The sequence below is a fragment of the Capnocytophaga cynodegmi genome (assembly GCF_002302475.1).
Lineage (GTDB): Bacteria > Bacteroidota > Bacteroidia > Flavobacteriales > Flavobacteriaceae > Capnocytophaga > Capnocytophaga cynodegmi.
This window is the reverse complement of the sequence record NZ_CP022378.1, coordinates 126,927-152,135: the sequence shown is the minus strand read 5'-3', so window position 1 is coordinate 152,135 and position 25,209 is coordinate 126,927. Positions and strand designations below refer to the sequence as shown.

Annotated in this window: 26 protein-coding genes and 2 tRNA genes; 14 read left to right on the top strand and 14 right to left on the bottom strand. The window is 32.9% G+C overall.

Annotated features, from left to right (window positions below; genetic code table 11):
- Positions 1-15 precede the first annotated feature (15 nt).
- The 6 genes from CGC48_RS00690 (at position 16) to CGC48_RS00670 (ending at position 5,295) form a co-directional block, all read left to right on the top strand.
- Complete coding sequence (locus CGC48_RS00690; RefSeq protein ID WP_095897369.1) at positions 16-3,420, top strand: MuF-C-terminal domain-containing protein; 3,405 nt, start codon at positions 16-18, stop codon at positions 3,418-3,420.
- A gap of 4 nt (positions 3,421-3,424) precedes the next feature.
- Positions 3,425-3,739, top strand: a complete 315-nt coding sequence (locus tag CGC48_RS00685) for a hypothetical protein (protein WP_095897368.1) — start codon at positions 3,425-3,427, stop codon at positions 3,737-3,739.
- A gap of 20 nt (positions 3,740-3,759) precedes the next feature.
- Positions 3,760-3,948, top strand: coding sequence for a crAss001_48 related protein (locus tag CGC48_RS00680; RefSeq protein ID WP_095897367.1), 189 nt, complete (start codon positions 3,760-3,762; stop codon positions 3,946-3,948).
- Between the two features lie 8 nt (positions 3,949-3,956).
- A complete protein-coding gene (locus CGC48_RS00675) occupies positions 3,957-4,166 on the top strand; it encodes a glutamyl-tRNA amidotransferase (protein WP_095897366.1) in 210 nt (69 codons plus the stop codon).
- Between the two features lie 22 nt (positions 4,167-4,188).
- Positions 4,189-4,323, top strand: a complete 135-nt coding sequence (locus CGC48_RS11890; RefSeq protein WP_255317780.1) for a hypothetical protein — start codon at positions 4,189-4,191, stop codon at positions 4,321-4,323.
- Between the two features lie 171 nt (positions 4,324-4,494).
- Entirely contained in the window at positions 4,495-5,295 is an 801-nt protein-coding gene (locus tag CGC48_RS00670; RefSeq protein ID WP_095897365.1) for a DNA adenine methylase, read from the top strand.
- A 67-nt stretch (positions 5,296-5,362) separates the two neighbouring features.
- Here the strand turns inward: CGC48_RS00670 and CGC48_RS00665 are convergent.
- A tRNA-Arg gene (locus tag CGC48_RS00665) sits at positions 5,363-5,436 on the bottom strand.
- Between the two features lie 102 nt (positions 5,437-5,538).
- On the bottom strand, positions 5,539-6,606 hold the full coding sequence (locus CGC48_RS00660) for a branched-chain amino acid aminotransferase (protein ID WP_095897364.1): 1,068 nt from the start codon (positions 6,604-6,606) through the stop codon (positions 5,539-5,541).
- A 282-nt stretch (positions 6,607-6,888) separates the two neighbouring features.
- Between CGC48_RS00660 and CGC48_RS00655 the strand changes: the two genes are divergently transcribed.
- The 5 genes from CGC48_RS00655 (at position 6,889) to CGC48_RS00635 (ending at position 11,383) form a co-directional block, all read left to right on the top strand.
- A complete protein-coding gene (locus CGC48_RS00655) occupies positions 6,889-7,971 on the top strand; it encodes an AMP-binding protein (RefSeq protein WP_098029718.1) in 1,083 nt (360 codons plus the stop codon).
- Between the two features lie 65 nt (positions 7,972-8,036).
- The gene (locus tag CGC48_RS00650) at positions 8,037-9,872 is read left to right on the top strand and encodes an ABC transporter ATP-binding protein (protein WP_095897363.1); all 1,836 of its coding nucleotides are present in this window, start codon (positions 8,037-8,039) and stop codon (positions 9,870-9,872) included.
- 2 nt (positions 9,873-9,874) lie between these two features.
- A complete protein-coding gene (locus tag CGC48_RS00645) occupies positions 9,875-10,414 on the top strand; it encodes an RNA polymerase sigma factor (RefSeq protein WP_095897362.1) in 540 nt (179 codons plus the stop codon).
- A gap of 37 nt (positions 10,415-10,451) precedes the next feature.
- A complete protein-coding gene (locus CGC48_RS00640) occupies positions 10,452-10,940 on the top strand; it encodes a hypothetical protein (protein WP_095897361.1) in 489 nt (162 codons plus the stop codon).
- Between the two features lie 11 nt (positions 10,941-10,951).
- Positions 10,952-11,383, top strand: coding sequence for a hypothetical protein (locus tag CGC48_RS00635; RefSeq protein WP_095897360.1), 432 nt, complete (start codon positions 10,952-10,954; stop codon positions 11,381-11,383).
- A gap of 42 nt (positions 11,384-11,425) precedes the next feature.
- Here the strand turns inward: CGC48_RS00635 and CGC48_RS00630 are convergent, their stop codons facing one another.
- From CGC48_RS00630 to CGC48_RS00620, 3 genes are all read right to left on the bottom strand, one after another.
- Positions 11,426-13,552: a Tex family protein gene (locus tag CGC48_RS00630; protein ID WP_095897359.1), complete on the bottom strand. Its 2,127-nt coding sequence runs from the start codon at positions 13,550-13,552 to the stop codon at positions 11,426-11,428.
- Positions 13,553-13,622: 70 nt separating this feature from the next.
- Positions 13,623-13,696 (bottom strand) — tRNA-Thr (locus CGC48_RS00625).
- A 61-nt stretch (positions 13,697-13,757) separates the two neighbouring features.
- The gene (locus tag CGC48_RS00620; RefSeq protein WP_095897358.1) at positions 13,758-14,021 is read right to left on the bottom strand and encodes a hypothetical protein; all 264 of its coding nucleotides are present in this window, start codon (positions 14,019-14,021) and stop codon (positions 13,758-13,760) included.
- Between the two features lie 285 nt (positions 14,022-14,306).
- Between CGC48_RS00620 and CGC48_RS00615 the strand changes: the two genes are divergently transcribed.
- Positions 14,307-15,134, top strand: a complete 828-nt coding sequence (locus CGC48_RS00615; RefSeq protein WP_095897357.1) for a hypothetical protein — start codon at positions 14,307-14,309, stop codon at positions 15,132-15,134.
- Between the two features lie 27 nt (positions 15,135-15,161).
- On the opposite strand, the gene CGC48_RS00610 is transcribed toward CGC48_RS00615, so the two are convergent.
- The 9 genes from CGC48_RS00610 to CGC48_RS00570 form a co-directional block, all read right to left on the bottom strand.
- Positions 15,162-15,833, bottom strand: a complete 672-nt coding sequence (locus tag CGC48_RS00610) for an RluA family pseudouridine synthase (RefSeq protein ID WP_098029717.1) — start codon at positions 15,831-15,833, stop codon at positions 15,162-15,164.
- Positions 15,742-16,593: a YoaK family protein gene (locus tag CGC48_RS00605; RefSeq protein ID WP_095897356.1), complete on the bottom strand. Its 852-nt coding sequence runs from the start codon at positions 16,591-16,593 to the stop codon at positions 15,742-15,744. The genes CGC48_RS00610 and CGC48_RS00605 overlap by 92 nt, the downstream gene beginning before the upstream one ends.
- Before the next feature lie 67 nt (positions 16,594-16,660).
- On the bottom strand, positions 16,661-17,479 hold the full coding sequence (panB, locus tag CGC48_RS00600) for a 3-methyl-2-oxobutanoate hydroxymethyltransferase (RefSeq protein WP_095897355.1): 819 nt from the start codon (positions 17,477-17,479) through the stop codon (positions 16,661-16,663).
- 22 nt (positions 17,480-17,501) lie between these two features.
- Positions 17,502-18,776, bottom strand: a complete 1,275-nt coding sequence (locus tag CGC48_RS00595; protein ID WP_095897354.1) for an adenylosuccinate synthase — start codon at positions 18,774-18,776, stop codon at positions 17,502-17,504.
- A gap of 6 nt (positions 18,777-18,782) precedes the next feature.
- Positions 18,783-19,259 (bottom strand): Fur family transcriptional regulator, encoded by a 477-nt coding sequence (locus CGC48_RS00590; RefSeq protein WP_018278337.1) that lies wholly within the window; start codon positions 19,257-19,259, stop codon positions 18,783-18,785.
- Positions 19,260-19,387: 128 nt separating this feature from the next.
- Positions 19,388-20,302 carry a CPBP family intramembrane glutamic endopeptidase gene (locus CGC48_RS00585; RefSeq protein ID WP_095897353.1) on the bottom strand — a complete coding sequence of 305 codons (915 nt, stop codon included), beginning with the start codon at positions 20,300-20,302 and terminating at the stop codon, positions 19,388-19,390.
- A gap of 24 nt (positions 20,303-20,326) precedes the next feature.
- Positions 20,327-20,824 (bottom strand): outer membrane beta-barrel protein, encoded by a 498-nt coding sequence (locus CGC48_RS00580; protein WP_095897352.1) that lies wholly within the window; start codon positions 20,822-20,824, stop codon positions 20,327-20,329.
- A 194-nt stretch (positions 20,825-21,018) separates the two neighbouring features.
- Positions 21,019-22,398 carry a phosphoglucosamine mutase gene (gene glmM / locus CGC48_RS00575; protein ID WP_095897351.1) on the bottom strand — a complete coding sequence of 460 codons (1,380 nt, stop codon included), beginning with the start codon at positions 22,396-22,398 and terminating at the stop codon, positions 21,019-21,021.
- Positions 22,399-22,431: 33 nt separating this feature from the next.
- On the bottom strand, positions 22,432-23,265 hold the full coding sequence (locus tag CGC48_RS00570; protein WP_098029716.1) for an SAM hydrolase/SAM-dependent halogenase family protein: 834 nt from the start codon (positions 23,263-23,265) through the stop codon (positions 22,432-22,434).
- A 195-nt stretch (positions 23,266-23,460) separates the two neighbouring features.
- On the opposite strand from CGC48_RS00570, the gene CGC48_RS00565 reads away from it, so the two are divergent.
- Positions 23,461-24,540, top strand: coding sequence for a mannose-1-phosphate guanylyltransferase (locus CGC48_RS00565; RefSeq protein WP_095897350.1), 1,080 nt, complete (start codon positions 23,461-23,463; stop codon positions 24,538-24,540).
- 133 nt (positions 24,541-24,673) lie between these two features.
- On the top strand, positions 24,674-25,192 hold the full coding sequence (locus CGC48_RS00560; RefSeq protein WP_041993136.1) for an Lrp/AsnC family transcriptional regulator: 519 nt from the start codon (positions 24,674-24,676) through the stop codon (positions 25,190-25,192).
- The last annotated feature ends 17 nt before the right edge of the window (positions 25,193-25,209 follow it).

Below are 25,209 nucleotides of genomic sequence, written 5' to 3'. Positions count from 1 at the left end.
AAAATATTTATTGTAATGACCAGCATACAACTCTTTAATAACTTGAACGGCAAAGAGGTAAGCCGTAACTATTTAGAAGAAATTTTACAACAGGCAAAAACGGAAAATCAAACCGATATAGTGTATCGTGTCTCAAAAATTTTGAACGATTATCCCAATGTTCAGCATTTTGATATAAATATCGTGCAATATCCAGCACCGCAAGGACTTGCTGGAGCAATGCACACGGGTGATTACCGTGAAGCCTTAGACGACTGCGGACGTTTGCGTAAAGGCTGGAAATTCGTGAAAGGCAATGTAGTAAAGGTTGAGAAAAAAGAGAAGAAAGAAGTTTCAAAACCCAAGAAACAAGTAACAAAAACCGAGAAAAAAGCAACAGAAACTGAAAAAGAGTATAAAATAACTCACGAGATACGCCTCCAATATCCTAAAAGTTATACCGATGCCGATATTATCGCATCAATGAAAAAAATGGATAAATTCCGTGATAAAATAAAAAAAACTGCGTGTAAAACCTGTGGTAATACGGAAAGTAAACAAAATTCAATAGTTGAAAAATCATCAAACGCCCTTACCGTTGCTGGTGATAGTGCTACAAAATTGAATATTATTTTGAGTTCTACCGAAAAAGAAAACCAATCGGCAAAGGATATTCAAGATATTTTTGACAAAAAACTTTCAAAAATGCTACGTCTTCAAAGCGGTTTTATCAATACCAACGAGTTTGATTTTAAAGCACCCAAAACAAGCAAAAAAGGGATTGAGAGTTTTGAAAGAATTGTAACAAAAGATGAACTTCGTCCTGCTCTGACGGGGGTGCTTATTGAAAAAGATTTTTATGTGGGTACAGACGCTCATAAATTGCTTGTTATTGAAAGAACTAAAAATGACGGACTTAAAACAGGCAAAATTTACGATGTCAATGCCAAATATAGCAAATATCTGAGTAATTTTAACAATATTGATGATGCCTTGCCTGAGAAAGAATGGAACGACAAAAAAAGGTACATTGATGAAGTATTTCCTAATTATCAAAATATTTTTCCAAAGCAATACAAATATAAAACACCATTTGTAGATATAGAACCGATTTTAAATCACGCCTATAAGGCATACTATTTACTGAAATTCGATGTTCAAAAAAATGATAATTATACGATTCCTTTCCGCATAGGAAATATGGAAATATATATTAACACCCTTAAATTATTTGAGTCCTTGCAATGCTTGTATGTAAATGGCACAAAACAAGTGAGCTTTGAATGTGTTGCATATAATAGAATAATGGCAATCAAAAGTAAAGAAAACAAAAATGTGGCTTTGCTAATGCCTGTTTTTGAGACGAAAAAAACGGAATTAAACGTAAATGAGGTACAAATTTCTGCTACCGAAAACAAAGATTTTAAAGAAAGTCAAGGTTTGGCAGCTCCGTGTTTGTCGGGTTTAGCAGCTCCAACCGCTCAAAGTTCCGAAACTATTGCTTTTAATAAAGAAATTTTAAAGGCTAAAAGAGAGGGCTTTAATACTGATAAAGTTTTAAAATTAGGAAAAGCAAAAGGCGAATTAAAAAAAATAGTTGGCGATAAAGAAATGAGAATTTCACAAGCGACAATAAAAAAAGCGATGACCAAAGATGACAGCCATATCATCACTTGGGAAAATCTTATCAATTTGCCTGATTATCTAAATAATCCGTTAGCTATTTTCAAAAGTAAAACGGCAGGTTTTGTGGTGCTTACCGAAATTATAAACGCCAAAAACAAGCCTGTAATAGCTCCGTTACATATTGTAACAAAAGGAAATTATATAGAGGTAAAGAGTTTGTACAGCCGAAAAAATGATAGCACCTATCAAAACTGGGTAAAAGAAGATTTATTGTTGTACATAAACAAAAAAAGTGATTTAGCGTTCAAGACGATGGGTACAATTCCCAACCTTGACTCCAAATCACAAGACAAAAATACAAAAAAATCTGTTTCTGGCAAAAAAACAGCTGAAAATTTTGGTTTAGGCTTACCCTTAACCAATGAAATCCGTAAAAAAGCCTTTACCGACAAAAGAAAGTTACGTAAAGGTTGGTATTATGAAGAAAACGGACTTTTGACCGATGGCAAGGAGTTTTATATTTCGGATAGATATGCAGGAGAGTATAGTGCTATTATCAATCGCTTAGACCGTAAAACCCAAAAGAAAAGGCAAGACCTTCAAAAAATGTTATACGATAGGCAAGAGAGAGACTATGAAACATATAGAAAAGAACAAGGCAAGATTATAGATTGTTTGGTTGATAAATATAAAATTGAAAAAAGACTTGATTTTCAGTATAATATTTTAGAAGCATTTGTAAGAAATGGTCAACTATATGAGCATATTTCTGTAAATAGAGGAGCTACTAACAAAAAAGTAATGTCTTTTAAAGATTTGGTCAAAATTGATAATAAGGACAAATACAATTTTACGTATTCTTTAACTCCGAAGGGTAAGGAAATTATTTTAGAATACAAAAATAAGATAGATGAAATGGTCGAAAAAGTAGAAGGTAACAACCAAAAAATCAAACAAAAATATGGTTTATCGGCTCCTATTTCGTTTATAGAAACTCCCCAAGAGGTAACGCCAGCGGTGGCTCACCACCCAGAGGTTTTTGTTGAAGAATTTACGGAAACCAGCCAGGTACAACCCGAAATCGTAAATTCATTACCAGCGGTAGCACATCATCGTAAAGGATCTTTAATTGACAAATTGGCAACACAGCCTACTGATTGGGATTTTTTCCAAATCGACGAGCCTCAAATGTCGCAGTTTTTGGGCAAAGTAGAGCGAAAAACAAAAGATAGCCTTGTAATTACGCTCACGGGAGGGCAAGGTTCGGGAAAAACGCGGTTTGCTTTTCAGTTTATCAACGCTTTAGGGCAACGATACAAGGTAGGGCATATTTCTATCGAGGAACATCCCGAAAGTTTTCTATACGATGAGAAAATTCATCAATATTTAAACCGCCAAGCACAAGGAAATACATTGGCTTTTGATGTTCGTTCTATATCTGAATTGGATAAAATCATTCGGGAAAATGAAGTAATTGTGATAGATAGTTTTCAAAAACTTCGGGAATTAGACCGAAAATTTGAAGTAGATAAAGACTTACGAAAAAAATATGACGGCAAGCTGTTTTTAGTGATTTATCAACAGACAACAGATGGAAAAATGAAAGGGGGGAGTAGTTCTCAATACGATGGAGACATCATTCTTTTCACCGAAAAATTTCCGAATTATCAGGAAAATTATGTGTATCCAGACAAAAATAGGTATAACCCTATCCCAGCCGACCAACTGAAATATAACATTTTCCAGCAAAGGCTGTTACCTGTTGAAACAGAAGAACAAGTAATTGAAAAACAAGCATATGATGTAATTTATTAAGAATATGAACAAACAACAATTAGAACAACGAAAGTCAGAAATTTTAAGAGAATTAGAGTTGAAAGTTCACACAAAAACCGTCATCCCTAAAAATGATAAAAAAAGAATAATTGTTTTTAGCCTCGTAGGGGCAGTTGTAGGAGGTGTATTGACCTTTGCTACTAAACAAAAAAAAGGCGTTATGATAGCGGGAGTATTAGGAGGTGCAATACTTTCCAGTGCTATAAGTGGAGTAATAATTTCTGAAAGAGCAAAAAAAGAAATCGAAAGAATTAATTCTCTTAGACGAGAACTTGATGAGATTGAACAACAAATTTAGATAATTTTTAAAATTGAAATATGGATAAAGAAGTAAAAAAAAGAGTTCAAACAGAATTGTCTGAACTTTCAGAAAGAATTGGGAAACTAAAAATTTTTGTCAAAAGTTCAAAATTCAAAGAAATCGACAAGACACAACAACCATTACTAAAAAAACAATTAAAGGTAATGTTAACTTATGAGGATATTTTAAAGAAACGTCTCAATTAAATATAAATATGGCAAAAGTATTTATCACAAATGTTGAAAAAGTTTCCTTTCAGATAGGAGTTGATGTGTTGGGCTTCCCTATTTATCACGAGCATATTTTTATGGACGCTGTTAAAGTAGAAGGCAAAACAAAAATGAAAGGGAAAAACCAATCAAAGCACGTGGTTAAATATCACGAAGTAATGTATTTTACTCACAATCAAGTAAAACAGAATTAGTAACAATTAAATATTTATAAATATGGCAACAAAAAAAGAGGGCTTGAAAGCCAACGGCAAACTGAAAAAAGGCTTCCGCTACAACGAAAACGGACGTATCGTGAAAGCAAAATCCGCTACTAAGAAGAAAGGAGCTGTTAAAGCTGGTAAACGGTAGTATTCAACGTCTTTTAGGAGGCAAGACGTTAAAAATGTCCTCCGCTTTTAAAAAGTTACCACACCATTTAAAATAAACCCACAAGGCTACGGAGGACTTATGTCTTCTGTTCCTTGTGGCGTTTTTATTTTATGGTGTGGTAATGCAAATATATGAAATATAATTAAAAATATGAAACAAGGATTGTCTAAAAGTTGGCAAAGAACGCCAATATCTTATTACGGAGGCAAACAAACGATGCTTCCGCATATTTTACCATTGATACCCGAGCATCAAATATATGTAGAACCATTTTTCGGCGGTGGGGCGGTTTTTTGGGCAAAAGCACCCGCAAAATCTGAAATTATCAATGATTTTAATGCGAATGTAGTCAATTTTTATGAGGTATTAAAAACAGATTTTGAAGCTCTTAAAATATTGGTAGAAAAAACGATCGTGAGCCGTGAAACCTATAAATCGGCGTTAGTAATGTATCATTCGCCTTTTGTATTTACACCAGTGCAACGTGCGTGGGCATTTTGGTACGCTACAAATTGCGGTTTTTCCAATCAAATTTTGAGTTGTCGTTTCGACAAAACAAGCAAAAATTCAAAATTATTAGTAAATAAGATTTTAGAATTTTCAGAGAGTTATTCCGAAAGGCTAAAATACGTCCAAATTGAAAATAACGATGCTAGCGCAGTGATTGCCTCACACGACACTGAATATACGTTTATCTATTGTGATCCTCCGTATGTAGGAGCTAACCAAGGGCATTACGGCGGTTACACACAAGAATATTTTAACGAATTATTAAGTTCGTTATCAAAAATTAAAGGTAAGTTTTTATTGAGTTCCTACCAAAATGAATACCTTTTGAAATATGTAAACGAGTTTGGCTGGTATCAAAAGGAAATTACTTTGCATTTAGGCACAAGCAAAACAGCAGGTAAAAAACGTATTGAAGTGCTAACAGCTAATTACGAAATTTAAAACTTACCCTTTTGCTTACCCCCAAAAAAATAACTCTCTGTAAAACAGAGAGTTATTTTGTATTTTGTGACCTCGTCAGGATTCAAACCTGAAACCTCTTGAGCCGTAATCAAGTGCTCTATTCAGTTGAGCTACGAGGCCTGATTTTTAAATCGGTTGCAAAGATACAAACTTATTTTAAATCTCCAAATATTTTTTATAAAAAATAATAAACTTTTTTGCTAATAGCTTATTTTCAGTATGCTAAATAACTTCAACTCTCCAACCAAAAGGATCTTCTGATTTGTTATATTGAATATTTAAGATGGTTTCTTTAATTTTCGAAGCGTATAAATCTGCAGGACGATTAATCTTATAGTCTTTTCCTTTGTAGCCAAATCCTGAAATTGGACTGATAACTGCTGCTGTACCACTTCCAAAGATTTCTTGAAGAGAACCGTTTTCTGTAGCCAGTAATAATTCTTGTACTTTTATAGGTCGGACCTCTGTTTTGATGCCTAATTTTTCTGCAATAGCAAGTACACTTTTTCGTGTAACACCATCTAAAATACGGTCGCTAGTGGGACAAGTAATTAACGTATCATCTATTCGAAAGAACAAATTCATCATTCCTGCTTCTTCCAAAAATTCGTGAGTTGTATCGTCTGTCCAAATAACTTGCTGATATCCCTCTTGAATAGCTAGTTGCGTTGGATAGAATTGTCCTGCATAGTTTCCTGCCGCTTTTGCTGCTCCAAAACCTCCGTTAGCGGCACGGCTATAATAATCGGCAATTTTCACTTTCACATCACCTCCGTAATAAGCCTGTACAGGAGAAGTGATAATGAAAAAAATGTATTCCTTTGAAGGAGAAGCCATTATTCCTGTTGAAGTTCCTATAATAAACGGACGAATATACAATGAATTTCCAACTCCTTTCTTAATCCAATCTCTATCAACTTTTAACAATGCTTTTAGCCCTTCGTCAAACCAAATCTCAGGAAACTCAGGAATAGCTAAACGCACAGCTGATTTATTCATACGTTTGTAATTTTCCTGCGGACGGAAAAGAAAAATATTATCATTGTCGTCTTTGTATGCTTTCATTCCCTCAAAAATTGCCTGTCCGTAATGAAAAACACTTGCTGAAGGTTCTAACGAAATAGGTGCATAAGGCTTGATTTGAGGTTGTTGCCAACTTCCATTTTTGTAATGACAAACAAACATATGGTCAGAAAAAGTTTGACCAAATGCTAAGTTTGAAAAGTTTACTTGATTTATGCGACTCTCTTTTATTTTTTCTATAGTTAAATTAAAATCTAAATTTCCCATAATTTTATTTTTTTTGCGAATCTACTAAATTTCTTTTTAAATTTAAAAGAAAACAATGTGTTTTTTTTGAATCAATATTTTTTCATTTGATTTTTAATTGATTATTCAAAAATTTGTGATTTTTAAAATTGATTAAATTCTACTACAAAGAAATTAACTAACGGAAGATTACTAACAATTCATTAAACTCTGTTTTTGAAAATATAAATTTTTATTAGACTTCAAATCTTTTTTGTACATTTGCGACTTGTTTTAGTTTTAGGAAAAATGATAGAAAAAGAAATGGATAAAGTAGATTATACTTTCGTACATAGGCATTTAAAAATCAATGGTTTTTCTATTGATAGAGAGAATTTGGTTATTTTGGCGATGGAATACATCAAAGATGGTGAACCTTACCGAAAATCTATTGGAAATTTTTTACTGAATTGGCTCGATGATAATGATTATGTTGAGGCAGTTACTTCAGGCTCAACAGGAATTCCCAAAGTAATTCGCTTGAAAAAGCAACATATGGTAAATTCGGCTTTGGCTACGGGAAAATACTTAAATTTATCCCCTAAAAACACAGCATTGTTATGTTTACCAGCTGATTTTATTGCTGGAAAAATGATGATAATCCGTGCTATTGTATTAGGATTGCATTTGGATATCATTCAGCCTTCATCAATGCCACTGGCTTTAACGAACAGAGACTATGATTTCACAGCAATGATTCCGCTTCAGGCATCAAAATCATTGTATGATTTGCATCGTGTAAAAAAATTAATTCTCGGAGGAGCTGCAATTGATAACGATTTGGAAGCCAAACTACAAAATGTTTCAACAGAGGTGTATTCTTCTTACGGAATGACGGAAACTATTTCGCATATTGCAATGAGACACGTTAATCATACGGAATCGCACGAAGATAGTTACAAAGCGTTGCCAGGTGTGACATTCCGCCAAGATGAAAGAAAGTGTTTGGTAATCAATGCTCCTCAAATATCTGATCACGAGGTTATTACTAATGATATTGTAAAGTTAATTTCTGATACTGAATTTATTTGGTTAGGTCGCTTGGACAATGTAATCAATTCAGGAGGATTTAAAGTATTCCCTGAAAGTGTTGAACGTAAAATTAAGAAGTATATTAAAAATAATTATTTTATTATAGGTGAAGAAGATGAGGAACTTGGACAAAGGGCTGTTCTTTACGTAGAGGGCAATAAAGAAGATTATCCAAGTCTATCTCACGATTTATATGTGGACAAAGAAATTTTAAAATATGAGGTTCCCAGAGTTATTTATTTTATGCCAAAATTTGAACTTACTGGTAACGGAAAAATTCAACGTAAAGAAACTGTAAAGAAATACAAAGGATAAACATAAAAGCTCAAAATCAATAATATAAATAAAGATTTTGAGCTTTATTCAATTTTAATAACCCGATGAGTCCGTATTTAAAGAAATTTATACCCTATATAATTCCTTACAAGAAATATGCTTTTTTGAATATTTTTTTCAATATTTTGTATGCTTTATTTAGTGCTATTTCGTTTGTAGCACTTATCCCGATGTTGGACATTTTATTCGGAAAAGATACCAAAAAAATCGTTGAGGAGCCTGTTTTTTCAGGAAAAATTTCAGATTTGGTAAGTTATGGTAAAAATGTACTAAATTATAGAATATCAAATATTGTTGGAGAAGATTCCGTTGCCGCTTTAACAATTGTCATTACTCTTGTTATTGTACTTTTTTTGCTTAAAAATGCGTTCAATTATACTGCTGTATTTTTTATCACACATTTGCGTAATGGCGTACTGAAAGACTTACGAAATGCACTTTATAAAAAAATAACGAATTTGCCTCTTTCTTATCTTTCTGAACAAAGAAAAGGAGATATAATTGCTCGTGTGGCGGGTGATGTAGGAGAGGTGCAACATTCTTTTCTTTCAATATTGGAATTGATTGTTAGAGAGCCTCTTACAATTATTTTCTCAATTGTTATGATGTTGGGAATTAGCGTAAAATTAACCGTTTTTACTTTTGTTTTTATTCCAATATCGGGTTGGATTATCTCCAAAATTGGAAAATCTTTGAAAAAGCAATCCACTAAAGTACAGCAAGAACAAGGGCGATTTTTATCTCTTATAGAAGAAACTGTTGGTGGACTGCGAGTTGTTAAGGCTTTTAATTCTGAAAAGATTTTTCAAAACAAATTTGAAGATTCTACTTCACGTTTTTTTAAATTAGCTAACAATTTGGCAAACAGACAAAATCTAGCTTCACCAATGAGTGAATTTCTTGGAATTCTGATGATTGCTGTTCTACTTTGGTTTGGTGGAACAATGGTTTTAGTTAATAAAACTTTGGACGGAGCTGCTTTTATTGCCTTTATGGGGTTGGCTTACAATATTTTAACTCCAGCGAAAGCTATTAGTAAAGCTTCTTATGACTTAAAAAGAGGAAATGCCGCAGCCGAACGTGTATTTGAAATATTGGATTATGAAAGCCCTATTCAAGAAAAGGAAAATGCTGTTGATATACAGGAATTTAAGTCTTCAATTGTGTTGAAAAATATTACATTTGGATATAGTGATAATGAGGTTTTAACAGATTTCTCTTTAGAAATTCCTAAAGGAAAAACTATTGCCTTAGTAGGGCAATCAGGAAGCGGAAAAAGTACTATAGCAAACCTAATTACGCGTTTTTATGATGTAAATAAAGGGACAATTCAAGTTGATGGAATTGATATCAAAGATTTAACAATAAGCTCTTTACGTCGTTTGATAGGAGTAGTTTCACAGGACTCAATTCTCTTTAATGATACTATTAAAAATAACCTTCTGATAGGAAAACCAAATGCGAGTGAGCAAGAACTTTTGGAAGCAACCAAAGTAGCAAATGCTTATGAATTCATCAAGGATTTACCCGAACAATTTAATACAAATATCGGAGATTCAGGTAGTAAGCTAAGTGGTGGACAAAAACAACGTCTAAGTATTGCTCGTGCGGTTTTAAAAAATCCCCCAATTATGATTTTGGACGAAGCAACTTCCGCACTTGACACTGAAAGTGAACGTTTGGTTCAAAATGCTCTGGAAAATATGATGAAAAACAGAACTTCCATTGTGATTGCTCATCGTCTTTCAACAATTCAAAAAGCTGATTTGATAGTAGTTATGCAGAAGGGACGCATTGTGGAGCAAGGAACACACAATGAGCTTTTGTTAAAGCAAGGTATGTATAAAAAATTAGTTGAAATGCAATCTTTTGAATCATAAATTTGGAAGAAAAAGAAATCATAACATTACTTCAAAATTCAAAAACACGTTCAAAAGCATTTGAAAATCTGGTAGACACCTACCAAAAAAGGCTTTATTGGCATATCCGAAGAATAGTTATTTCACACGAAGATACTGATGACGTGTTACAAGAAACTTTCATTAAAATTTTTCGAAACATTGATAAATTCAGAGGTGAGAGTTCTTTATTCTCGTGGGTTTACCGAATAGCCACCAATCAAGCCCTTGATTTTTTGAAGAAAAAAGCCAACGAGCGGAACTGTTCAATTGAGGATTTGCAATATGACAGAAGTATACATTTAGAAACTGACGTTTACTTTGAAGGAGATGAAATACAAATCAAATTTCAAAAAGCTATTGCAACTCTTCCTGAAAAACAGCAACTTGTATTTAATATGAAATATTTTGAAGAGCTTAAATATGAGCAAATATCTCAAATATTGGATACTTCGGTAGGTGCTTTAAAGGCGTCATATCATCACGCAGTGCAAAAAATCAAAAATTATTTGGAAACGCATTAAACTTTTTACTGATTTTGTCGTCTTATAACGAGGAAGTATGAAACAAAGTGAATTAAATATAAAATCAGGAATGAAAGTTCCAGAAACGTACTTTGATGATTTCAAAAAAAATCTGAAAAAAACTATTGATGCTGAATTGTTTATAGAAAAGAAACAAGGCTTCAAAGTTCCAGAGAATTATTTTGAACAATCAAAGGAATCTATTTTGAAATCAACTGCAGAAAGAACAAAAATATTTCATTTCTCAATGGTTAGGTATGCTGTCGCTTCTGTTTTGGTTTTGTTGTTTGTTTCTGTAGTTTGGAAATATACTTCTCAAGCCTCGAAAAATGTTTATTTTTCGGATTTAACTTCAGCAGAGATACAAGATTATCTGAATGACAGTTATTTAGAAGATAAAACATATTTAATTTTGGAAGAGTTGGAAGCAGTAAGTTTAAATTCCATTGTAAATGAAAGTCAGAATATGGAAAATCTTGATGATTATTTACAAGAATATGATTATAAATTAGATGAAAATTATTAAAAGATAAAATTATGAGAGCATTTTTTACTATTATTTTGTTCTTTTTTGTCAGTTTTTCTGTTTTTTCTCAAAAAGAGGATAATTATGAGAGAATAAAAACTTTAAAAATAGGATATATTACTGACAAAATAAATCTTACACCAGATGAAGCAAAAGTTTTCTGGCCTGTTTACGAAAAATATAACGAAAAATTACATAATTTGCATAGCCAAATAAAAACTTGCAGAAAGGAAGGTTGTGATAAAAAGAGTAATTTGACGGAAAAAGAGGCTCTGGAGATTCTAAGAAAAGATAGTGAACTTAGCGATGAAATACGACAAGTAATTAAGGAAAAAGATAAAGAACTTTTGAAGATAATTTCAGCAAAAAAATTACTTTCGTTAAAAGAAGCTGAAAAGGAATTTCACAGAAAATTAATGAACCATTATAAGAATGCTAAATGATAAAAAATCTGAGAGAAATTATGATTTCTCTCAGATTTTTTCTTAACTCACTAAACTTAATCCAATTCTTCTTCGCTGATTATCAACATCAATTACTTTTACGGTTATGTGTTGGTGTATTTTTACCACATCGTTTACATCAGCTACGTAACCATCTTTTAGTTGAGAGATATGAATAAGTCCGCTTTCTTTTATTCCGATATCAACAAAACAACCAAAAGCCGTAATGTTATTTACAATCCCAGGTAAAATCATTCCAATTTTTACATCATCAAATGTTTTTACATTAGGGTCAAATTCAAAAATTTTAGCAGATTTTCGTGGGTCTAATCCAGGTTTTTCTAATTCTTTAAGTACATCTTTTAAATAGATAACTCCTATATTATCATTAATGTATTTATCGATATTTATTTTGTTTATAGCCTCTTTATTACCGATGAGCTTTTCAGCTGAAATCCCCAAATCACTTGCCATTTTTTCAACAATTGGATAAGCCTCTGGGTGAACAGCTGAGTTATCTAAAGGATTTTTTCCTTCGTGAATACGCAAAAATGCTACTGCTTGTTGGTAGGCTTTGGAACCCAATCTGGGAACGTTCAAAAGTTCTTCTCTTTTTGTAAAAGCTCCTTTTTCAGAGCGATATTTTACAATATTTTCTGCCGTTTTTTCCCCAATTCCAGAGACATACGAAAGAAGAGATTTTCCTGCAGTGTTGAGATTTACTCCTACCGAGTTTACGCATCTAATTACTACAGAATCAAGATTTTCTTTTAGTTTTGTTTGATTTACATCGTGCTGATATTGTCCCACTCCGATTGCTTTTGGGTCAATCTTTACTAATTCTGCTAACGGGTCTGAAAGGCGTCTACCTATCGACACGGCTCCTCGCACTGTAACATCATAGTTTGGAAATTCCTCCCGAGCTATTTTCGAGGCTGAATACACCGATGCTCCCGCTTCATTTACTACAAAAACTTGTAAAGGAGAGCTAAAAGCTATGTTTTTAATGAACAATTCCGTTTCGCGTGAAGCAGTTCCGTTTCCAATAGCAATGGCTTCAATTTTGTAGGAATTAACCATCGATTTAATTTTTTTTGTTGCCATAGCAATATCTTTTTGCGGAGGGTGTGGAAAGATAGTTTCATTGTACAACAAGTCTCCTTTTTCGTCCAGACACACAACCTTACAGCCTGTTTTAAATCCAGGGTCGATGGCTAAAATTCTTTTTTCTCCCAGAGGATCTGCCAATAGCAATTGTTTTAAATTTTCAGCGAATATTTGAATAGCCTTGTTATCAGCTTGTTCTTTAGCTTCTTGTAAAGTTTCATTTGATATGGAAGGTGCTAAAAGGCGTTTGTAACTATCCGCAATCGTGTCGTATAAAAAACCAGCTACTTCTCCTTTAGTTTTAATTATGGTTTTTCCTATAAAATCAATTGCTTCTTGGGGATCAATTTCAATTTTCAAACGAACAAAACCTTCACTTTCGGCCCGAAGCATTGCTAAAATACGATGAGAAGGCGTTTTTAAAAGATTTTCTTCCCAATCAAAATACATCGAAAATTTTTGAGCTTCTTCTTCCTCAGATTTCGTTTTAACCACCTGCGAAGTTATGTTTGCATTGCGTTGAAACATACGCCTTAAAGTTTTCCGAATAAAAATATTTTCACTAATCCATTCGGCGATGATGTCGGAAGCTCCCTGTAAGGCTTCTTTTTCTGTGGGAATTTCTTTGCTGATATATTTTGATGCAGTAAACTCTAAATCACCTACTTTTTGCGACATAATGATTTTAGCTAAAGGTTCCAAGCCTTTTTCTTTAGCGATGTCGGCACGTGTTTTCTTTCTCTTTTTGTAGGGTAAGTAAAGGTCTTCCAGTTCATTTAGAACAAAACAGGATTCGATTTTTTGTTTCAAATCATCGGATAATTTTCCTTGCTCTTCGATGGCAGCCAAGATGGTTTCTTTCCTTTTAAGAATGTTTTCATATTCGGTTTGCCATTTTGAAATTTGCTCAATGGCTATTTCGTCCAAGTTTTGCGTTTTATCTTTTCTGTAACGGGCAATAAACGGAATTGTACAACCTTCGGAAAGCAATAATAGGGTGTTTTCAATTTGATTTTTCTGAAAGGTATTATTCTGATTTTGAATATACTGAATATTTGTCATTATGAAGTTATGAAATTTGTAGATAAATTCAATAAAAAAAGCCATCTCAATAAAGATGGCTTTGTTCTTGAGCCGATAGAGGGATTCGAACCCACGACCCCGAGATTACAAATCACGTGCTCTGGCCAACTGAGCTATATCGGCGTTATTGCGGGTGCAAATGTAGCAACTTTTTTTTAATTTGCAAATCTTTTAATGAAAAAAATTATCCCAATTTATTTAATTTCCCGATAAAAGTTCCTGCTTTTTGCTCAAAATCTTTTCTAACTTGTTTTAAATGAGCACCTCTTTTCTCTACATCTCGGTGATAAATTTTTTCAATCAAATCGTCATAAGTAACCAAGATTTCTTGAATAAGTTCTGAACCTTTGCCCGTATTTCCGCTTGTGTATTCCCAATGAAACACGCTATCTATAATATCTCCGAAAACGTAATTAATCTCTTTCTTTAAATTTCTGATACTCGCCATATTTATTTCCTTTTAATTCGGTTACAAATGTACAATAAAAAAGAGATAGGACAAAATATTAATTGCGTATTCGTGTTAAAATTTATAGTTATTAATAACTTACCTATATTTATACTTTTATAAAACATTGGAAAGGCTTTTTCTGATGGAGCAAACTTTTTTCATAATGGAGTAGGTTTTTTTCTGGTAGAATAATTTTATAATCAAAAAAAGTGATATTCTGCTGTGATAAGGTAATTTTAGTATTTTTGTAACGTTTTTAAATAATGAATAAAATTAGCTACGATGAAATTTGTTTATATAATTCTTTTTTCAATGATAACTTTCTCTATTTCAGCTCAAAGTAAAATAGAAGAGGCAAAAGAAAATTTATCTAAAGAATTACCAATTCAAGGTAGAGCAGCTTCAAATTCTGACGGAAGCTATACATCTTCCTCCGACTCATATTCCTTTGGAAGAGAGATGTTTGCGGGGATTTTGTTAGATTTGACCGTGTTTTTAGCATATTATGTAGCTTTCGAAACTCCCCTGGAACAACAAGGTAGAATGTATAACGCCACGTTAAATCATTATCCGTTTTATGCAGGAGCTAAGGGAGACTATAAGTACATAAAGTCAGGCGATTATGTTTTTTGGAGATTAGAAGGTTCTAATTATTATTTCTCTGAAAAAGGTAGATTTTTTATGAATGACTTGAATTTAAGAATCAGGTTAGGGAGTCGTTTTGCTATAAAAACTGAATATTTACATTTTTGGGAAAAATTGTTGATAAGCAAGAATAGTAAATTGGATATATTCACATTAACGGGTCAATATTTCCGTGTACGAACTCCGATAGTTTCTCTTCATTGGGGGCTTGGAGCAAGTTATATTGCTAACGGAATCAATCAGTTTGGTTTTGCAACTGAGTTAGGAAATGAAATTTTCATCAAGCCATTTTCTTTATACACGGATTTGAAATATAGTTCTTTCAGAAATAGCGATGTTTACCATTTTTCAATCGGACCTAAATTCTATTTCCGAAATTATAACATAGGAGTTAAGTATCAGTATGTTAATCTGGCAGGAAGCAAAGCATCGGGTATAAGTTTTGGAGTTGGAGCTATTTTTTAGAAAGAAGTTAAAATTAGTACAAAACTATCAAGATAAATCATTAGAAGCGTTCCATAATTTATCATTCGGAACGGGAGCTGTAATTTCAATTTTTTCTTTTTTAACAGGGTGGGTAAAACTTAATTTTCGTGCGTGAAGATGAATACTTCCATCTGGATTGGAACGTTTTGCACCATATTTTAAATCTCCTTTTATAACACAACCTATGGCAGAGAGTTGTGACCTAATTTGATGATGTCGTCCTGTAATTAACTGAATTTCCAATAGATAGTAATTGTCCAATTTTTTTAGCAATTTGTAGTTTAGAATGGCTTTTTTGCTATTTTTCACTTCTTTTTTATGAGCTGTTGATTTATTTTTTTCTTGATTTCTGGTCAGCCAATGTGTTAAAGAGCCTTCGGTAGGAGAGGGGCTATTTTCCGTAATTGCCCAATAAATTTTTTCAACATTTTGTTTGTCAGAAAATAATGTATTCATTCGAGATAAAGCCTTCGATGTTTTGGCAAAAACTACAATACCTGTAGTCGGGCGGTCCAAACGATGTACCACTCCCAGAAAGGCTTCCCCTGCTTTGTTGTATTTCTGTTTTAGGTATGTTTTTAGTATTTCACTGAGCGGGGAGTCGCCTGTTTTGTCGCCCTGAACGATATCTCCTGCTCTTTTGTTTATGATTATCAGATGATTGTCTTCGTAAAGTATTTGCAGATTTTCTACGCTGGATTTTACTTTCATATTTTCTTTTTTTGGTAAGATATACAAAACGGAAATCGTCATAAAATAGCCCCAAAAGTAAAACAATAATAGGAATAAACAAGGTTTTTAAAGCCATTTCCATTTTAATGAAGAAAAAACCACCACTTAATCCTCCTAAAAAGAAGAAAATAATAATAAATAATCGTAGCTTGATATTTGATTTAGTTTTCTTTAACAGAACTTCTAAGTTGTTCTTTTTTAAGTAAATCCATTGGGAAAGTTCAATGCCTAAATCGGTAAATAGCCCTGTAAGGTGCGTGGTTCTTACCACAGAATTAGAGATTTTTGTCACAAAAGAATTTTGAACTCCCATCGCGAAAAGTAATATACAAGCAGTAATATCTGTTGGGAAGTCTGTGAAAAAATAATTTAAAACAATCGCACTAAATAGTAGAAAACACTCAACCAATGTAGGTGCTACAAAAATATTGTGTTTTTTGTAATAATTTGCCGTTTCGATGAGCCAACCTGAAGTAAAAGAACCTACCAGAAATGAGAAAATATATAGAAAATAGATAGTACCTTTCCAAAATTCCATTATGGAAACATCGTAAATGAAAAGTGCAAAATGCCCTGTTACATTGGTAGTTAACTTTCCTAAGAACAAAAAACCAACAACATTAACAATACCCGCAACAAATGATAACACTACAGCAATTTGTAAATTATTCTTTGCTGTTCTATTTTTTCCCTGATGCCGAAACATTATAATGAACCTGATTATAAAAAAATCAGATTCAGAAAATAAATTCCTGAATCTGATTTTTTACTTTTTAATAAGATTCCTCTTTATTAGGGAACTCAACGTTCTTAACATCTTCTACATAACGGGAAACTGCCGATGTAATTTCATCATACAAGTTCGCGTACCGACGTAAAAATCTTGGATGAAATTCGTTTGTCATTCCTAAAATATCGTGGAGTACAAGAACTTGACCATCAACGCCACTTCCTGCTCCAATTCCTATAACTGGAATGCTGACACTCTTTGCTACTTCTTCAGCCAGAGTTGCAGGAACTTTTTCTAAAACAATAGAAAAACATCCCATTTTCTCTAACATAATAGCGTCTTCTTTTAGCTTTTGAGCCTCGGTTTCTTCTTTAGCTCGTACTGTGTATGAACCAAATTTGTAAATAGATTGCGGAGTTAAACCCAAGTGTCCCATAACGGGAATTCCTGCATTCAAAATGCGTTTGATACTTTCTTTTATTTCTTTTCCTCCTTCTAATTTTACAGCGTGTCCACCACTTTCCTTCATAATTCGGATAGCCGAACGCAAAGCTTCTTTCGGATTTGATTGATATGAACCAAAAGGTAAATCAACTACAACCAAGGAACGCCCTGCACCTCTAACTACCGATGAGGCGTGGTAAATCATTTGGTCTAAAGTAATTGGAAGAGTTGTTTCGTGTCCAGCCATCACGTTACTTGCCGAATCACCAACAAGAATTACATCAATTCCTGCTCCGTCTATAATTCTGCTAAATGTATAATCGTAAGCCGTTAGCATTGAAATTTTCTCTCCACGAGATTTCATATCAATCAACGACTTTGTTGTTACGCGTTTGTATTCTTTCTTTGCAACAGACATATTTCTTTCCTTTCAAATTTTTTTAATTTCTCATAATGGTTTGCGTTCGGTCAGGACCTACGGAAACCAAAGTTATGGGAGTCTCTAATTCTTTTTCCAAAAACGCGATGTAATTCAGTAATTCTTGCGGTAACTGACTATCATCTTTTATAGAGGTTAAATCTTGAGCCCAACCTTTAAGTTTTGTGTAGATGGGAGTTACATTCTTTTCTTCAATGTTATAAGGTAAATGACTAATTTCTTTACCTTTGTAATTATAAGCGGTACACACTTTTAGAGTTTCAAAACCGCTAAGCACATCGGCTTTCATCATCATAAGTTGTGTAACTCCATTTATTTGAACAGCATACTTCAATGCAACTAAATCAAGCCAACCACAACGGCGTTTTCGCCCTGTAGTTGCACCAAATTCTCGTCCAACACGCCCCATTGTTTCCCCATCTTCGTCAAATAGCTCAGTAGGGAAAGGACCGCTTCCAACGCGAGTTGTATAAGCTTTGAAAATCCCAAGAACTTCACCAATTTTTGTCGGAGCCACTCCTAATCCTGTACAAGCTCCGGCAGCGGTTGTATTTGAGGAAGTTACAAAAGGATACGTTCCAAAATCAATATCTAATAATGAACCTTGAGCTCCTTCAGCTAGTATTTTTTTACCATTTTTGATAGCTTGGTGTATATACTCTTCGCTATCAATAAATTGTAGAGACTTTAGTGTTTTTATAGCCTCAAAAAATTCAGCTTCTAATTCTGATAAGTTGTATTGAATTTCAATATTATAGTGAGAAATCATTTCTTCGTGTTTGTCTCTCAGACTTTTATATCTGGTTTCAAAGTCATCTAACTCAATATCACCTACACGAAGCCCATTTCTTCCTGTTTTGTCCATATATGTAGGACCTATTCCTTTCAAAGTAGAACCTATTTTAGCTTTTCCTTTTGAAGCTTCAGAAGCTGCATCTAATAAGCGATGTGTTGGTAAAATCAGATGGGCTTTTCTTGATATTAACAATTTGTTCTTCAGGTCAATATTGAATTTCTCTAGAGCGTCAATTTCCTTTTTGAAGATTACAGGGTCGATAACAACGCCATTTCCTACAATATTTATTGCACTTTCGTGGAAAATTCCAGAAGGAATTGTATGTAAAACGTGCTTAATTCCATTAAATTCAAGAGTGTGTCCAGCGTTTGGTCCTCCTTGAAAACGAGCGATTATATCATACTTTTGAGTTAGAACATCAACTATTTTTCCTTTTCCCTCATCGCCCCATTGAAGCCCGAGAAGTAAATCTACTGCCATTTTTAGCTATTTGTTTGTTTCTGAGTTATTTGTATTTTCTTTTTTGTTTTTCACTCCGTAAAAATATAGTGAATGATTGTCAATTTTTATATCAAAAATTTCTTCTATAGTTTGCTTAATTCCTTGAATACGAGGGTCGCAAAACTCCATAATTTCACCAGTGTCGGTAAGAATTACGTGGTCGTGTTGGCGGTCAAAATACGCTTTTTCATAATGTGCTTGATTTTGTCCAAACTGATGTTTACGAACCAAGCCGCATTCCAATAAAAGTTCAATAGTATTATAGAGTGTAGCACGGCTCACACGATATTTTTTATTTTTCATTTTGATGTAGAGAGTTTCAATATCAAAATGCTCACCACTTTCATAAATTTCTCGAACGATTGCGTAACGTTCAGGAGTTTTTCGGTGCCCGTTTTCTTCCAAGTATTTGGTAAAAACTTTTTTAACAATTTCTAGATTTTCTTGGGTAGTATTTGTCATAACTATTTTGTGTTATCAAAGGACAAAGTTACAATTTTTTTTGATATATTTGTACGAATTGAAAGTTTTAATTGGATACGATATTTATTGCTATCTTTAAAAGGAAAAAGAGAGCTTTTAGCTCTCTTTTATTGTTGATTTTCAAGGAATTCTTTTTCAGATAATACCCGACCGAATAATTTTTCTTTCCAATTGTTCCAACCATATTTTTTTGCAAAAATAAACAGCATTAACGGAAAATAGAACAATAAAGGAAATAGCATCGTTGCTATGAGTGATGGTTCTGATACATCTTTTAAAAGTGAGGGGGTCTGAAAAACAGACCAGCTACTCGTCATTAAAATAGCAGAAAAAAGATTGTTCGCAATATGAAAACCTAATGCCAATTCCAACCCTTCATCCATCAGAACAATTATCCCGAGGAAAAAACCTGTTCCGATATAATACGCTAACAACCAGTATCCTAATTTGAATACTTCAGGATTAGCAGCGTGGACTAATCCAAAGGTTACAGAAGTAAATAACAAAGGAAACCAACGATTTTTAACGAAAATACCTATGCTTTGCATTAAATATCCTCTAAAAAAATATTCCTCAAATCCTGCCTGAAAGGGTATGAGTAATATGGAAATTGCACACAATATCAAGAACGGTTCAAGTTGAAAATTCCATTCAAAATCTTGTGGATATACCATATAATTACCAAAAGTAACCGCTGTTACAATACCTCCCCACAGAAAAAAAGAAAAGAAAAAACGTTTCCAATCTACTTTACTTCGTGATGTGTGAAAATGCAATAGTGGTTGTTGGTGTACATAACGAACCCAAAGTAGTAAAGCTACACAGAAAAAAGCGAAAGATGCTAAATTTTCTGCAAAAAAACGCAATTCTCCTTTCTTTTCAATAGATATTTTGATGAGTTCGCTAGTGTCGACAACCGACAAAGCTAAAAAACTTAGTCCAGTTAAACCAAAAAATAGTGTAGGACAGATTATATACAGCCATTTTGGGCTTTTTCCACGATATGCATTTTCAATGTACATCAGCTTGGAACCTTTATTAATTTGTTAAAAAATGTATGTGATTCCGAATTTCCCGTTAACAACGTGTCCTCCTCCTAATTCAAGGTTTACCCCGAAGTTATCGTTAAAAAAGTAGCGTCCACCTACTTGCAATCCCCATCCTAATCCAGAAGAGTAATATGGTTCTAAATACGGATGTTTGTAATTGTGTGACCAATGATAATAACCAATAGTTGCACCAGCGTAAACGTCGAATTCTGAGGGAATTCTCAAAATTCTGTTGAAGTGATAGTTGCCATTTGCCATAATTCCTAATCCTGAATATTTTACGTTTTCTTTAGAACTAGAACGGAACGAAATTTCGCCTCCTACAGTGAAATCATCCACTACACCATAATCAATACCTACGTAAACAGGAACGCCCCAGCCTGAAAATCCAAAACCTCCATTTACCTGGAAATTATTAACTTCCAATGAGCCCTGAGCTGACATCGTTGTCATAAAAGACACAAACAATCCGAATAATAAAATAATTTTTTTCATCTTTTTTAAATAAATTAAATTGTTAATAATGCAAAAGTAAACTTTATAAGAAATATGAATATAAATAAAATGTTAAAGTTTAAAATTCTATTTTGAAAGTTTTTGTATGAAATTATGATTTTTGCAAAATAAACTTCACTAAAATCTGTTTTAGTGAAGTTTATTTAATAGATATAAATTTTTTATATTATGATTTATATATTTTTAATATCATCAATAATTTTTAAAGCCAAATTATCAGCGTCTTTTTGAGTTTTAGCTTCTGTATAAATACGAATGATAGGTTCTGTATTTGATTTTCTTAAGTGAGCCCAACTCTCGGCAAAATCAATTTTTACTCCATCAATAGTATTTACATTTTCATTACTATATTTTTCAGCCATTTTTTTCAAAATATTATCTACATTTACATCTGGAGTAAGCTCAATTTTATTTTTACTCATAAAATAAGCAGGATAACTTTCACGAAGTTGTTTTACAGAGTAATCTTTTGTAGCTAAGAGAGATAAAAATACTGCAACGCCTACTAAAGCATCACGTCCGTAGTGTAATTCAGGATAGATTACTCCACCATTTCCTTCACCACCAATAACAACATTATGTTTTTTCATCATCTCAACCACATTTACTTCTCCTACGGCAGAGGCAAAGTATTTCCCTCCGTGTTTTTCGGTAACATCACGTAAGGCCCTTGATGAGGAAAGATTAGAAGCTGTGTTTCCAGGCGTTTTTCCTAAAATATAATCAGCACAAGCAACCAGAGTGTATTCTTCCCCGAACATTTCTCCATCTTCACAAACGAGTGCCAATCTGTCTACATCGGGGTCAACTACGATTCCAAAATCGGCTTTTTCAGCGATAACTTTTGCAGAAATATCTCCCAAATGTTCTTTTAAAGGTTCTGGATTGTGAGGGAAATGCCCTGTAGGCTCACAATAAAGTTCTACAACTTCAACACCTAATTTTTTCAAAAGCTTAGGAATGGCTATTCCGCCTGTAGAATTTACGGCATCAACTACAACTTTAAATTTTTTCTTTTTGATTGCCTCAATATCCAGCACTTTTAAATTTAGGACAGCGTCAATGTGTTTGTCAATATAAGTATCGTTTTTGATTATTTTTCCTAAATCATCAACTGGAGAGAAAACAAAATCATTTTTTTCGGCAATTTTCAGAATTTCTTCACCATCTTTTCCACTCAAAAATTCTCCTTTATTGTTCAGAAGTTTTAATGCGTTCCATTGTTTTGGATTATGACTGGCAGTCAGAATGATACCTCCGTCAGCTTTTTCTATCGGTACGGCAACTTCCACAGTAGGAGTGGTACTTAAACCAGTATCAATCACTTCAATGCCTAAGCCTACGAGTGTATAAGCTACTAAATTTTGTATCATCTCGCCTGAAATTCGAGCATCACGTCCCACAACCACGCGGATATTTTCTTTTTTAAGATTGGTTTTTAACCAAGTTCCGTAAGCGGCTGCAAATTTTACAGCATCAATTGGAGTTAAATTGTCTTCGGGTTTTCCACCGATAGTACCCCGAATTCCTGAAATAGATTTAATTAATGTCATATTCTTATGTTTTTCTGATTAAATATGTTTGTTCTATTCTTGTAAGAAATGTATAGTGACGTTGTCAGAACATTCTATCCCCAAAAGAGTTGAAGCTCCTCCTGAAGAGCTTAAGTCACTTTTGTAGATACTAATTTGCAGTAAATCAATACTATTGAATAAAAGTAGATTTCTTCCTTCTGGAGCTCTGTTTTCTTTTGGAACTTTAAAGTCAATAATGTCCGTATATAAGTTGTGTATTTTGTGAGATGAATACATTTTGAAAATTACTTCAAAAGTGCGATTTTGTCTAATTTCATCAAACAATGAACGATTGATGTTGCTTACAGCATTTCCGTAGTGATCGATGTAAATGATGCTTCCATAAATGAAAGACTTATCTTTTGAAATTTCTGGTTTTAAGTAGCTTATTTTTAAGTAATTATCTGTTTTTTTTCCGATTTTATCAAGAGGAATATTATTTCCAATCTTGGATACTATTTTTGGAAAAAAGTCGAGTACAGGAAACAATGTAACAGGTTCATTTTCTCCAATTTCATAAACTTCAACATCTTTCTCATTTTCAGATAATAAATGAAAAATTCCGTTATCGGCACCAATAAAATAATGCCCGTTTAGATGCATCATCAAATGTTTTTTCTCGGGTGTCCGTTCCGAATCTACCCCAATAATGTGAATAGTGTCTTTTGGAAAATGTACATAAGAATTTTTGAGAATATAAGCTGTTTGTAAGATATCAAAAGGTGTAATCAAATGTGAAATATCAACAACGTGAGCCTGTGGAAAATTACTATAAATAGCTCCTTTCACAGCTCCAACGGAGTAATCTCTCTCTCCAAAATCCGTAGTTAATGTAATGATTCTCAAATTAAGTACTATAAAAAATATTTTACATTTGATGCAATTGAAAATGCCCACAAACATACTAAAAAAAAATATATTACAGATTATTTTGAGGTATTATTTATCAATATTTGGTTTAATACGGGTTTTCATATATTTTTCAGATTGATTTTAATTTAAATATTTTCTATCTTTGCGAAAAACTATCATATTTCATTTATGAATCATAACTATTATGCAGTAATTATGGCTGGAGGGATTGGTTCTCGTTTTTGGCCTATTAGTACAGAAAACTATCCAAAACAATTTCACGATATGTTAGGAACGGGACAAACGTTACTCCAAAAGACATTTTCTCGACTTAATAAATTCATTAAGAAAGAGAATATTTTGGTTCTGACTAATGAAATATATGGTGAGTTGGTTAAAGAGCAAATTCCTGAAATAGATTATCAAAATATTGTTTTAGAGCCTTGTATGAGAAATACAGCTCCGTGTATATTGTATGTATCAATGAAAATAAAACAAAGAAATCCTGATGCATTGATGATAGTTGCTCCAAGTGACCATTGGATTGAAGATGAAAATGCTTTTTCTGAAAATGTGAAGAAATGTTTTGGTACTTCTCAAAATGCTGATATTTTGATGACTTTAGGAATTGTTCCTACATTTCCTAATACAGGATATGGATATATTCAGTATGATAAAAATGCTTCTGAAGAGATAAAAAAAGTAAGTCAGTTTCGTGAAAAGCCTGATTATGAAACTGCTAAAAAATTTCTACGATCAGGGAATTTTCTATGGAATGCAGGGATTTTTGTTTGGAGTGTACATAGTGTATTGAAAGCTTTTAAAATATTCCAACCTGCTATGTATGAGTTGTTTAATAAAGGAAGTGAATTCTATAACACAGGAAAAGAATCCGATTTTATTAAAAAGAATTATCCTCAAGCAGATAATATTTCGGTTGATTATGCTATTTTAGAGCCTTCTTCCAATATATATGTACTTCCAGCTAGTTTTGATTGGAACGATTTGGGAACGTGGGGTTCTTTGTATGAAAAACTTCCAAAAGATGAAAAGCAAAATGTAGTGATAAATGCTCAAACTCTTTTGAGAAATTCAAACAATAATATCATACGTTCTAAAAAAGGGAAAATAGTAGTAATTGAGGGACTTAACGATTATATCGTTGTAGATAAAGAAGAAGTACTATTGATTTGCCCACGCCAAAACGAGCAAGACATCAAGGAAATAGCAAATGAGGTTAAAAATAAATTTGGAAAACATTTAGGATAAATATAATTACGTGATACAAAATGTTTTTTAAAGATTTTGATTCAAGAAAAAAACAGAATTTTTTTCTGTTTTTTGTGTTTTTCAAAAAAATAAAATATTTTTACCCACATAATTTTAAAATAATTGAATAATTATGCAAATGTTAGACCATATAGATTTTATGTTACTTGATGAATTGCAACAAGATGGTAAGCAATCTATCAAGAAGTTAGCAGAAAAAGTGGGGCTTTCCATCACGCCCGTTCACGAGCGGATAAAAAAAATGGAAACCAGCGGAGTAATAGAAAATTATGTTGCGGTTGTGAATCCAAAGCAGTTAGGGAAAAAGCTCGTAGCATATTGTCAAGTAAAATTACTTCGACATCAGGGAGAACTTTTTGAAGAGTTTGAACAATATATCAGCACGTTAGATGAGGTTCTTGAAGCTTCGTATATGGCGGGAGGCTATGATTTTCTGCTCAAGTTGGTGTTGAACGATATGGAGGAATACCAAAGATTTGTAGTACATAAAATTTCAAAATTGGAAATAATTGCAAATATTCAAAGCTCGTTTGTAATCAAGGAAATAAAAAATACATCTATGATAAAATGTTTGCGTGATGAAGCAGAGTTTGAATACAACAACACACTGAAAAATAATAACGAAATATAAAACACATAGTACTAAAA